Genomic DNA, 9,440 nt, shown 5'->3' with positions numbered 1-9,440 from the left:
TCAACCGCATCACATCCGCCGAGTGCTCACACTACTTCAAAAACTCCGGCTATGACCGAAACTAATCTCATCCCGCTCTAGTGAAATGATGCCGGACAATACATAGGCGCCTTACTGAAGCTTCGCCTGCAGGGCGTTGACGTCATCCGTGGTCATCTCGCCGTCGGTCGTCACCTTTCCGTCGACGATCTTCCAGAGGCGAAACGGGCCGGTGATGTCGCCGTACTTGTCGAATGCGACCGGGCCGATGACGCCTTCGTAGCGGATCGGCTTGCCATCCTTGATCAGGCCGAGCGCCTTGGCGAACTCGTCCTTGCCGGCATAGATCGGCGTGCCGGCCGGATCGACCGCCTTGTAGATCGCGTCCTTGATCTTGGCCGGATCCTCGGAACCAGCAATGGCTATGGCCAACCCGACGATGGCGCCGGCATCATAGGACCGGTCGGCTGCCGGGTTCGATGGTTCGATACCGGAAAACTCCTTGTAGTTCTTGGTGAAATATTCGGTCGATGCGGTCGGGCTGGTGCCCGACGAAGTGCCATAGGCGTCCTTCAGGTAATCGGCGCCGACGGATTCGATGAAGTCCGGGCTGTTCATGCCGTCATTGAGCAGAAATTTCTGGACGCCGCCTTGCGAAATCCAGGTGCGGGCGATGGTTGCGCCGTCGACAGGCGTGCTGACGAGATAAAGCCCGTCCGGCTCGCCTGATATCGCCGCGGTCACTTCCGAGGCATAGCTCGACTGCTTTTCATTGTAAGGCGTGTCGGAGACGATGGTGCCGCCGAGCGCCTTATAGGCGCGCGAGAATTCGGCCACCATGTTGACGCCGAAGTCGTTGTTGACGTGGATGACCGACAGCTTCTTGAAGCCCTTGTCTATGGCATATTTGGCGGCGGCGACGCCCTGCAGCGCATCCGAGGTGATGGTACGGAAGAAGATGCCGTTGGTCTTGCCATCGCGCCCGAGCGCCGTCAGCGTCGGCGACGAGGAAGCGGGCGACACCTGGACGATCTTGGCCGGAGCGGTGACCGAGGTCAGGATCGGGATCGACACCGAGGAGATGATGCCGCCGATGATCACCGGCACCTTCTTGACCTGCACGAGCTGGGTCGCGGCGTCGACCGCAATGTTGCCCTGGCTCTGGCTGTCGCGCGTGTCGGTCGCGAGATCGCAACCGCGAACGCCGCCGGCGGCGTTGATATCGCGGAAGGCCATCTCGACCGACTTGGCGCCGGCTTGGCCGTATTCGCCGGCCGGGCCAGTCAGTTCCATGACGAGGCCAACGGTGATCTTGCAATCGGCGGCTTGCGCTGCACCTGCTGCCGTCAGCAGAGCTAGCGCGGTGGTGATCAGAAGTATCGTCTTTGTCATTGTTGCTCCCCTTTCGTCACACGACTCTGGTTCAATTCATATCTTGAGCCTGTTCAGCCTTCCGGCATCTGCAGCCAGGTTTCATGCAGATGCCGCCATTCAACGCCGTTGGGCGCCGATGAACTGGTCGTGAAAACGGCGCTCGAGCGTCGACGGCTGTGCTTGCCGGCGCGCTGCTGTGCCTCGACGTAGCTGATGACGATCGTGTCGCCGGCCTGCCAGCCGGCCCGGATATCCTCGATCGAGATGGCGAAATCGCCGTCACAGGTGGCGCGGCTTGCCTTGATATGATCGAGCACCGCCTTACGATCGAGGACCTGCCCGCTCGGCGCGACCATGCAGAAGCCGTCACCCATGACGCGTTCAAAGCGGCTGAAATCCACCCTGTCGGCGCTCGCCCTGTCGAACCAGTCGACGAAGAAGCGATGCAGATCGACGATCTCTGCGCTTGCGCGTGAAAGCAGAGAGGGCTTCTCGTTCATGGCCGAGCTCATTTTCTTCCGGCGTTCAAATTGTAGTGCATAATCGAGCCATGGCGACCGTGGCGGTCGCGCTCCAATGTATAGACGTCGCCCAGAGGCCCGCTGCTTTGCGCGATCACTGCGGCGATCCGCGCCCGGTCCTCGACATCGAGCGCGACGTCCATGATCCCGGCATTGGCAAGAGCGTGCGCCTGGTTGCGGGCGCCGACGATGACGGCCGCCACTTGCGGCTGCTCCAGCACCCAGGCGCTGGCGATGGTGGCGATGTCGACGCCGTGGCGGTCGGCAACCGCCTTCAATGCCCCCAGCAGTTCCTGGAAAAGATCCCAGCCGCCGAAATCGTCGATGATTAGCTTGTATTTGACCAGCGACCGGTTTTCGAGCGGCGTCTGCGGCTCGGCGACATCAAGCCATCTCTCGCTGAGGAAGCCGCCCGCCACCGAACCGTAGCAGAGGAAACTGACGCCATTCTGGCTGGCAAGTGTTGCAAGGCTGTTGGCGGGCCGCTGATCGAGCACGGAATATTGCAGCTGCTGGCTGACCAGCGGCACGCCGGCGGCCAGGACCTCGGCCAAATGCGGCGCGTCGAAATTTGTGGTGCCGACATTGCGCAGCTTGCCTTCGAGACGCAGGTCGTTGAGCCAGCCGATCGCATCGACATAGCCAGGCAGCGCATAATCCCACCAGTGGAACTGGACCAGATCGAGCCGCTCGGTCCTCAGCCGCCGCAGCGACTGCTCGACGATGCCTCTGACATAGTCGCGGCTGATGTTGGAAAGCCTTTCGAGGTCGGGGACCAGCTTGGTGTGCACCTTCATTTTGGCGGCGGCATCAAGGCCGCGCTCATTGGCAAGCCGCAGCCGCGCCGCACCGATCAGTTCCTCGACACCGGTATAGATATCGGCGCAATCATAGGTCCTGATGCCGGCGTCGAACGTGGCGATCAGGTCGGTCACTGCCTGTTGGCGGTCGATCGCGCCGTGCCCGCCGGCGAGCTGCCAGCCTCCGCGAATGACGCGCGAGATCGTATAGCCGGGGCTGAGCTCGAAGGACTTTTCGGTCATCTCTGGTCATTCTCCTTCGGCAGCGGTACCGCCGTGGTCTCGGCATGGCTGAACCGGCGCTTGCCCGTCCTGACGATCCTCAGCCGGCTGGCGCAATTGGGATCGGGACAGGCGATCTCGGCGTCCGACGTCATCCAGTCGTTCCTGTGGGTCGGGCGCTGTTTTGCCGCCAGCAGCGGCAACACAGCAGCGATGGAGTAGATCGAGAAGCCCTGCCCCGCCGGCATCGACAGCATCTCGCCCTTGAGCTCGAAATAATCACCTGATTTGGCGCCGCAATAGATCGGCTTGCCCTCGGGGATAACCGCCTCGACGCGAAGGTCGAAAAGTTCGAAACTGTCGTCGCTCTCAGCCATTCAGATCTCCACCCGCGTGAAGGTGATTTCGCAAGCGCCGTTGCGGCGGATCACGCCGCAGGCGACGGCGAACCGGTCGCGCTCCTCGGGACGCACCTGCGCGACCACGCTTCCGGCAAGCCAGCCGATCGGGAACAGCAGACGCGCACCCTGGCCATAAAACAGGCCGATGTCGAATATCGCATTCGGACTGCCGCCCCACATGCGCGGCGGCACGTAGGATAGCACGATGTCGCCCGGCTGCGGCGTCAACGTTGCATTCTCCGCCGGCAACGGCCTGGCATAGGCTTGGCCCTCAATATCCGCTGATGGAACCGGGCAGGAGATTTCCGGCCCTGTCCACATCGCATGGATGCCGGCAACGACGCGCGGCTGCTCGAGATAGGCCAGCAGGAAAGCAGCGTTCTCGGGCGCCTTGTCAGGCAACAGAAGCGCCGTCACGGACAGCTTTGAGCGTGGCTCGGCGATGCTGATGGCAAGCCTCATGCCCTCAATCTTTCGTATTGGCGGATTGAAGCTTGTCGCGCAGGAAAGCGAAGGGCCGGCTGATGTCGGCCACCAGCGCCTCGCGCGCTGCTTTGGCATCCTGCCTTGCAAGCGCTGCGACAATGCTGCGGTGATAGTGGGCGGTATCGACCTCGCCGGCATCCGAAAAGGCGTAGATGGCGACGCGGATACAGGGTCCGGATTGTAGCCACAGGCTCTCGATCATCGGGATCAACACGGCGGAGCCGCAGCAACGGTAGATCTCGAAGTGGAAGCTCTGGTTGAGCGTCGCCTCGCGGTCGATATCCTTTTTGTGCTTTAACGCCCGCATCTCGTCCCACTCGCCGAGCATGGCTTCGACCGAAGCAATCTGGCGCGGATTCATGCGCGTGGCGGCCAGCGCGATCGCTTCGCCCTCGATCAGGGAGCGGGCGCGCAAGAGATCGTCGATACGCTCCAGCGTGATCGGCGGCACGCGCACGGAACGGTTGGGAAGCGCCTCCAGCGCCTTCTCCGTGATCAGCCGTCCGAGCGCCTCGCGCACCGGCATGGTGCTGGTGACCAGTGCGTCGGCGAGGCCGCGGATTGTCAAAACCTGGCTCGGCTCGAAAAGGCCGCCGATCAAGGCCCGGCGCAACTCCGAATAGACGCGATCCTGCACGGTCTCGCGGCCGACCGGCGTAAGCTGGGCTGCGATCACCTCATTGTTCTTTTCGATGACGGCCTTCTGCATGGCAGTCCCGGTCTCGGCCCGTTTTTCGGCTTGCGGAAGAAATTAAAGCCGAATAGCGTGATCAAAGCAAGTGTGATCACAAATCAAAACCAGAAGGCGGCGACGATCGCTTTCGGCCAGAGGTTCCATGAGTGACACAACCGCACAACAGCGGGCGAACACCCTTACGCCGGTTCTGACGGCCAGGAACGTCGTCAGGCGCTTCGGCGGCCTTGTCGCAGTCAACAATGTCTCGTTCGAGGTCCGGTCGGGTGAGATACTCGGCCTCATCGGTCCGAACGGCGCCGGCAAGACGACGATGTTCGACCTGCTGGCCGGCAGCATCCTGCCGACCAGTGGCGACATCCTTCTCAACGGCACACTGGTGTCGGGAGAGGCAGCCCATCGCCGCATCGGCCGCGGCCTTGGCCGCACCTTCCAGATCCCCCGGCCGCTGCCCAATCTGACGCTGATCGAAAACGTCATGCTGGCCGAGCAGGGCCAGGCCGGAGAAAGGCTGCTCGCCAATTTCCTGACTCCACGGCGGGTCGCCGCCGAAGAAAGAGCGGCCGAGACGAAAGCCATCGAGCTGCTCGAGCTCGTGACGCTCGCCCGCCTGGCGCGCGAGCCGGCGCGTGTACTTTCCGGCGGCCAGCGCAAGCTGCTCGAACTCGCCCGCGTCATGATGGCTGACCCGGCGATCATCCTGCTCGACGAGCCGGCGGCCGGCGTCAACGCGACGTTGCTCGAAGTCATCATCGATCGCATCCGCGACATCAACGCCCGCGGCATTACTTTCCTGCTGATCGAGCACAATATCGACATGGTGACGCGGCTCTGCCACCGCGTGCTGGTCATGGCGAGCGGCCAGCTTCTGTGCGAAGGCACCCCCGATGAGGTGGCGCGCGATCCACGCGTCATCGAAGCCTATCTCGGAGGCGCGGCATGAGGCAAACAGTTCTCGATGTCCGCGATCTCGAAGCCGGCTACGAGCCAGGCGTGCCGATCGTGCGGGGCGCCACAATCACCGTCGACAAGGGTGAGATAGTTGTCGTTCTCGGCCCCAACGGCGCCGGCAAGTCGACCTTGATCAAGGCGATCGCCGGCCTTGTCCCGATCACCGGCGGCACGGTCCTGCTGGACGGCAAGGATATCACCGCGGCGCCCGCCCACACCATGGTCCGCCTCGGCCTTGCCTTCGTGCCGCAGACCGAAAACATCTTCCCCTTGATGTCGGTCGAGGACAATCTGAAGGTTGCCTGCGGCATCCTGATGCCGCGCGAGACCCCTGCCCGCATCGAGGAAATGTATGGGGCCTTTCCCGATCTCGCCCGTCAGCGCAGAACCGCCGCCGGAAATCTCTCGGGCGGACAGCGGCAGATGCTGGCCATCGCCCGGGCATTGATCGTTCATCCCAAGGTGCTGGTGCTCGACGAGCCGTCGGCCGGCCTGTCGCCGAAATTCGTGTCGATGGTGTTCGAGATGCTGGCCGGTATACGCAAATCCGGCGTCACCATTCTCCTGGTCGAACAGAACGCCAAGGCAGCACTTGCCATCGGCGATCGCGCCTATGTGCTGGTCGAGGGCAAGGACCGGCATGAGGGCATCGCCTCCGAGCTCTGGAACGATCCGGTCGTCGCCGAACTCTATCTTGGCCAGCGCCGCCTCAACCCTGAAAGAGACCGGCACTCGGGCAAAGGAAGCGCGGCATGAACCTGCAATTTGTCGTCGACGGACTGCTGGCAGGTTCGATGATCGGCCTCGGCGCCATCGGCGTGACGCTCACCTATTCGATCCTGCGCTTCTCGAACTTCGCGCATGGCGACTTCATGGCCTGGGGCGCCTATGCGACGCTCGCCGTCGTCGGCGCCATCGGCGCGATGTTCGGCAAGATCGCGCCGATGGCTCCCCTGTCCTTCGGCTGGCCGCTGATCGCCGCGGTAATCGTCGGCATGGCGATCACCGGCCTGCTGGCGCTGCTGCTCGACATGATGCTTTTCGCGCGGCTGCGGGCCAAGGGCCAGGCGATCATTGTGGTGATGGCGAGCTTCGGCGCCTCGATGGCGCTGAGAAGCCTGCTCGAATTCATCTTCAGCTCGCGTCCGACCTATTTCAGCCGGGCCATCCAGATCGCGATGCCGGTCGGCTTCGGCATTCGCGTCACTCCCGACCAGATCGCGCTGCTGCTGCTGACCGCCGTGCTCGTGCTCGGCGTGCATCTGTTGATGACCCGCACCCAGACCGGCCGTTCCATGCAGGCACTGAGCCAGAATGCGGCCTTGGCGCGCATTGTCGGCATCGACGTCGCCAAGATCGTGCGCGTCACCTGGATCATTGGCGGAGCGCTAGCCTGCGTCGCCGGCGTGATGATCGGCATTCTCATCCAGATCCGTCCATTCATGGGTTTCGACATGCTGCTGCCGATGTTCGCGGCCGCCATCCTCGGCGGCATCGGCAGCGTGCCTGGCGCTGTTCTCGGCGGATTGATCATCGGTATGGCCGAAGCCGGCGCAGTGCAGTTGGTCGGCGCCGAATGGCGCGCTGCCGTCTCCTTCATCATCCTGATGTCCGTGCTGTTCGTGCGGCCTATCGGCCTTTTCGGAGTGAGAGAACGCTGATGGATCTGCTCGGCTATGGCGCTTTCTTCCTGACGACCGCACTGATCTTTTCGCTCGTCACGCTCGGGCTCAACCTGCAATGGGGGCTCACCGGCCTTTTCAATGTCGGACTCGCGGGCTTCGTTGCCATCGGCGCCTACACGTCGGCACTGCTGACCACGCCCGACGATGCTGCGCGCCTGGGCGGCTTCGGCCTGCCGATCCTTGTCGGCTGGCTCGGCGCCATGCTGGTGGGCGGCATCGCCGCCGCGATTACCGGCATTGCCACGCTGCGCCTGAGATCGGACTATCTGGCGATCACCACCTTCGGCGTTGCCGTCGTCGTGCAGCTGGTGGCGCTTAATGCCCAGAAGCTGACGGGCGGCCCGTTCGGCATCGGCTTCATTCCGCGTCCTTTCGGCGGCCTCGCCGAAACGCCTTTGCTGTTCAACCTGTCGAACCTTGCCGTCGTTTCGGTGGTGACGCTGATCGTCTATCTCGCGCTGGAGCATCTGTCGCGCAGCCCGTGGGGGCGCGTGTTGAAGGCGCTTCGCGAGGATGAGCGGGCAGCGATATCCCTGGGGAAAAGCGCACGCTTCTACCGCGTTCAGGCCTTTGCCGTGGGCGGTGCCATCATGGCACTGGCCGGCGCGTTGCAGGCGCATTTCACCGGCTTCATCGCTCCGGACAATTATTTGCCGGCGCTGACTTTCCAGGTCTGGGTGATGCTGATCGTCGGCGGCTCGGGCAGCAACATCGGCGCCGTCATCGGCAGCATCCTGGTCTGGGCGATATGGGCCGGATCGGGAGCCTTAACGAGCGTGTTGTTTTCGCCGGAACAGCAGGCCCGCGCCGCCTCGCTGCAGATCGTCGCCATCGGCGTGATGCTGTGCGTCATTCTTCTGGTCAGGCCGAACGGCCTGTTTGGCGACAGGCCGTGGCGGCCAAGATTCGGCAAGCGTGTCCGAGTGGCTACGGGTGAGAGCGGAACAGCGTCATGATCGAGGTTGCCGGGTCTTCCGGCGTTTCCCTCTGGCACGCCGTCAGCCGCAACCGCCGTGACCGGCCTACCCTCGAAGGCGCACTCGATGTCGACCTGGCGATTGTCGGCGGCGGGTTCTCAGGCCTTTCCACCGCGCTGCATACCGCCGAAAAAGGCATCTCGGTCGCCGTCCTCGAAGCGGAAATCATCGCCTGGGGCGCGACCGGCAGGAATGCCGGCTTCGTCGTGCCGAATTTCGCGAAAAGAGACCCCGACGATATCATTGCCCAGCTCGGACCCGGGCGCGGCGAACGCCTTGTCGAGTTCGCCACCGGCAGCGCCGACCTCGTCTTCGACCTGATCAGACGGCACCGCATCGAATGCGACGCAGTCCAGAGCGGATGGATACAACCGGCCCATTCGCAGGCCACTCTCGAAAAAACCAGATTGCGTGCCGAACAATGGGCAAGGCGCGGAAGACCGACCGTTACGCTGGACAGGCAGGAAACCGAAGATCTGACCGGCATTCGGGGTTATCCCGGCGGCTGGATGGACCGGTCGGGCGGTGTCCTCAATCCGGTCGAATATGCGCGCGGGCTCGCTGACGCGGCGGAAAAGGCCGGAGCCCGCATCTTCGAGCATACGCGCGTTGCATTGATCGACGGCGACGGGGATGGCTGGGCTTTGAATACGGAATCGGGTTCGGTGCGTGCCGGAAAGGTGCTGATTGCCACCAACGCCTATGGCGGGTCGCTGCACCGCGCGCTGCAGCGAACCTACTTTCCTCTGAAAATCTTCCAGATCGCGACGGCTCCGCTGCCGCGCGAATACCGCACTTACCTGCTTCCAGGCGGGCAAGGCGTCGGCGACACCAGGCGCAATCTTTTCACCTTCCGCTTCGATAGCGAAAACCGGCTGATAACCGGCGGCATGCATAGTCTTGGTCCCGGCGCCGACGCGCGGGTGCCGCATGCGATCTGGCGCCGGCTTGCAAAACACCTCGATCTCCCGGAAATCCCACCACTCGCCTACAGCTGGTCGGGGATGGCCGCCGTCGAGCCCGACTTCCTGCCGCACCTTGTCGACCTCGGGCCTGGCCTGATCGCGGGCTTTGCCTGCAACGGACGTGGCATTGCTATGACGACGAGCATGGGCAAGGTCCTTGCGGATTGGGCTGATGGAACAAAGCCGCAGGATTTGCCGCTGCCGTTTGCGCCGCCGTCGCCGATCCCGCTCCATGGCCTGATGCGGCATGCGCCAAACATGCTGCTTCCGCTAAGCATCCTGCGCGACCGGCTGGATGAGGGGCGCTAGAGCGGGTCACGCTTTGACGGAATCGAAAGGGATTCCGGATTGGTCTGATTTGTGATTCAAGATGCTGGCTGGATTG

General features: G+C 63.2%; 11 protein-coding genes. 5 read left to right on the top strand and 6 right to left on the bottom strand.

Features of this window, described 5'->3' with window-relative positions; all coding sequences use genetic code 11:
* Positions 1 to 111: 111 nt before the first annotated feature.
* Genes CIT31_RS25005 through CIT31_RS24980 form a run of 6 tightly spaced genes read right to left on the bottom strand, consistent with a single transcriptional unit; the run spans position 112 to position 4,492 of the window.
* Positions 112 to 1,371 (bottom strand): ABC transporter substrate-binding protein, encoded by a 1,260-nt coding sequence (locus tag CIT31_RS25005; protein WP_095520815.1) that lies wholly within the window; start codon positions 1,369 to 1,371, stop codon positions 112 to 114.
* 53 nt (positions 1,372 to 1,424) lie between these two features.
* The gene (locus CIT31_RS25000) at positions 1,425 to 1,853 is read right to left on the bottom strand and encodes a DUF4440 domain-containing protein (RefSeq protein ID WP_095520816.1); all 429 of its coding nucleotides are present in this window, start codon (positions 1,851 to 1,853) and stop codon (positions 1,425 to 1,427) included.
* A gap of 8 nt (positions 1,854 to 1,861) precedes the next feature.
* Positions 1,862 to 2,917 (bottom strand): aldo/keto reductase, encoded by a 1,056-nt coding sequence (locus tag CIT31_RS24995; RefSeq protein ID WP_095520814.1) that lies wholly within the window; start codon positions 2,915 to 2,917, stop codon positions 1,862 to 1,864.
* The gene (locus CIT31_RS24990; RefSeq protein WP_095520813.1) at positions 2,914 to 3,273 is read right to left on the bottom strand and encodes a TIGR04076 family protein; all 360 of its coding nucleotides are present in this window, start codon (positions 3,271 to 3,273) and stop codon (positions 2,914 to 2,916) included. Before CIT31_RS24990 ends, CIT31_RS24995 begins: the two co-directional genes overlap by 4 nt.
* The gene (locus CIT31_RS24985; RefSeq protein WP_095520812.1) at positions 3,274 to 3,759 is read right to left on the bottom strand and encodes a DUF3830 family protein; all 486 of its coding nucleotides are present in this window, start codon (positions 3,757 to 3,759) and stop codon (positions 3,274 to 3,276) included. It abuts the gene before it with no gap.
* Between the two features lie 4 nt (positions 3,760 to 3,763).
* Positions 3,764 to 4,492 (bottom strand): GntR family transcriptional regulator, encoded by a 729-nt coding sequence (locus tag CIT31_RS24980; protein WP_095520811.1) that lies wholly within the window; start codon positions 4,490 to 4,492, stop codon positions 3,764 to 3,766.
* Between the two features lie 127 nt (positions 4,493 to 4,619).
* Here CIT31_RS24980 and CIT31_RS24975 point away from each other — a divergent pair, with 127 nt between their 5' ends.
* The 5 genes from CIT31_RS24975 to CIT31_RS24955 are packed head-to-tail and all read left to right on the top strand — an operon-like array spanning position 4,620 to position 9,364.
* The gene (locus tag CIT31_RS24975) at positions 4,620 to 5,420 is read left to right on the top strand and encodes an ABC transporter ATP-binding protein (RefSeq protein WP_095520810.1); all 801 of its coding nucleotides are present in this window, start codon (positions 4,620 to 4,622) and stop codon (positions 5,418 to 5,420) included.
* The gene (locus CIT31_RS24970; protein WP_095520809.1) at positions 5,417 to 6,184 is read left to right on the top strand and encodes a branched-chain amino acid ABC transporter ATP-binding protein; all 768 of its coding nucleotides are present in this window, start codon (positions 5,417 to 5,419) and stop codon (positions 6,182 to 6,184) included. Before CIT31_RS24975 ends, CIT31_RS24970 begins: the two co-directional genes overlap by 4 nt.
* Positions 6,181 to 7,089 (top strand): branched-chain amino acid ABC transporter permease, encoded by a 909-nt coding sequence (locus tag CIT31_RS24965; protein ID WP_095520808.1) that lies wholly within the window; start codon positions 6,181 to 6,183, stop codon positions 7,087 to 7,089. Before CIT31_RS24970 ends, CIT31_RS24965 begins: the two co-directional genes overlap by 4 nt.
* Positions 7,086 to 8,069 (top strand): branched-chain amino acid ABC transporter permease, encoded by a 984-nt coding sequence (locus CIT31_RS24960; RefSeq protein WP_065008421.1) that lies wholly within the window; start codon positions 7,086 to 7,088, stop codon positions 8,067 to 8,069. The genes CIT31_RS24965 and CIT31_RS24960 overlap by 4 nt, the downstream gene beginning before the upstream one ends.
* Complete coding sequence (locus CIT31_RS24955) at positions 8,066 to 9,364, top strand: NAD(P)/FAD-dependent oxidoreductase (RefSeq protein ID WP_095520807.1); 1,299 nt, start codon at positions 8,066 to 8,068, stop codon at positions 9,362 to 9,364. Before CIT31_RS24960 ends, CIT31_RS24955 begins: the two co-directional genes overlap by 4 nt.
* The last annotated feature ends 76 nt before the right edge of the window (positions 9,365 to 9,440 follow it).

It is taken from the genome of Mesorhizobium wenxiniae, assembly GCF_002284535.1.
Classification (GTDB): domain Bacteria; phylum Pseudomonadota; class Alphaproteobacteria; order Rhizobiales; family Rhizobiaceae; genus Mesorhizobium; species Mesorhizobium wenxiniae.
Note: the sequence above shows the minus strand (reverse complement) of the source record. Positions and strands in the feature narration are given on the sequence as shown.

What these genes read in the sequence shown, in the direction of transcription:
- CIT31_RS25005 (WP_095520815.1), bottom strand. Translation starts at nt 1,371, where the DNA reads ATGACAAAGACGATACTTCTGATCACCACCGCGCTAGCTCTGCTGACG.
- CIT31_RS25000 (WP_095520816.1), bottom strand. Translation starts at nt 1,853, where the DNA reads ATGAACGAGAAGCCCTCTCTGCTTTCACGCGCAAGCGCAGAGATCGTC.
- CIT31_RS24995 (WP_095520814.1), bottom strand. Translation starts at nt 2,917, where the DNA reads ATGACCGAAAAGTCCTTCGAGCTCAGCCCCGGCTATACGATCTCGCGC.
- CIT31_RS24990 (WP_095520813.1), bottom strand. Translation starts at nt 3,273, where the DNA reads ATGGCTGAGAGCGACGACAGTTTCGAACTTTTCGACCTTCGCGTCGAG.
- CIT31_RS24985 (WP_095520812.1), bottom strand. Translation starts at nt 3,759, where the DNA reads ATGAGGCTTGCCATCAGCATCGCCGAGCCACGCTCAAAGCTGTCCGTG.
- CIT31_RS24980 (WP_095520811.1), bottom strand. Translation starts at nt 4,492, where the DNA reads ATGCAGAAGGCCGTCATCGAAAAGAACAATGAGGTGATCGCAGCCCAG.
- CIT31_RS24975 (WP_095520810.1), top strand. Translation starts at nt 4,620, where the DNA reads ATGAGTGACACAACCGCACAACAGCGGGCGAACACCCTTACGCCGGTT.
- CIT31_RS24970 (WP_095520809.1), top strand. Translation starts at nt 5,417, where the DNA reads ATGAGGCAAACAGTTCTCGATGTCCGCGATCTCGAAGCCGGCTACGAG.
- CIT31_RS24965 (WP_095520808.1), top strand. Translation starts at nt 6,181, where the DNA reads ATGAACCTGCAATTTGTCGTCGACGGACTGCTGGCAGGTTCGATGATC.
- CIT31_RS24955 (WP_095520807.1), top strand. Translation starts at nt 8,066, where the DNA reads ATGATCGAGGTTGCCGGGTCTTCCGGCGTTTCCCTCTGGCACGCCGTC.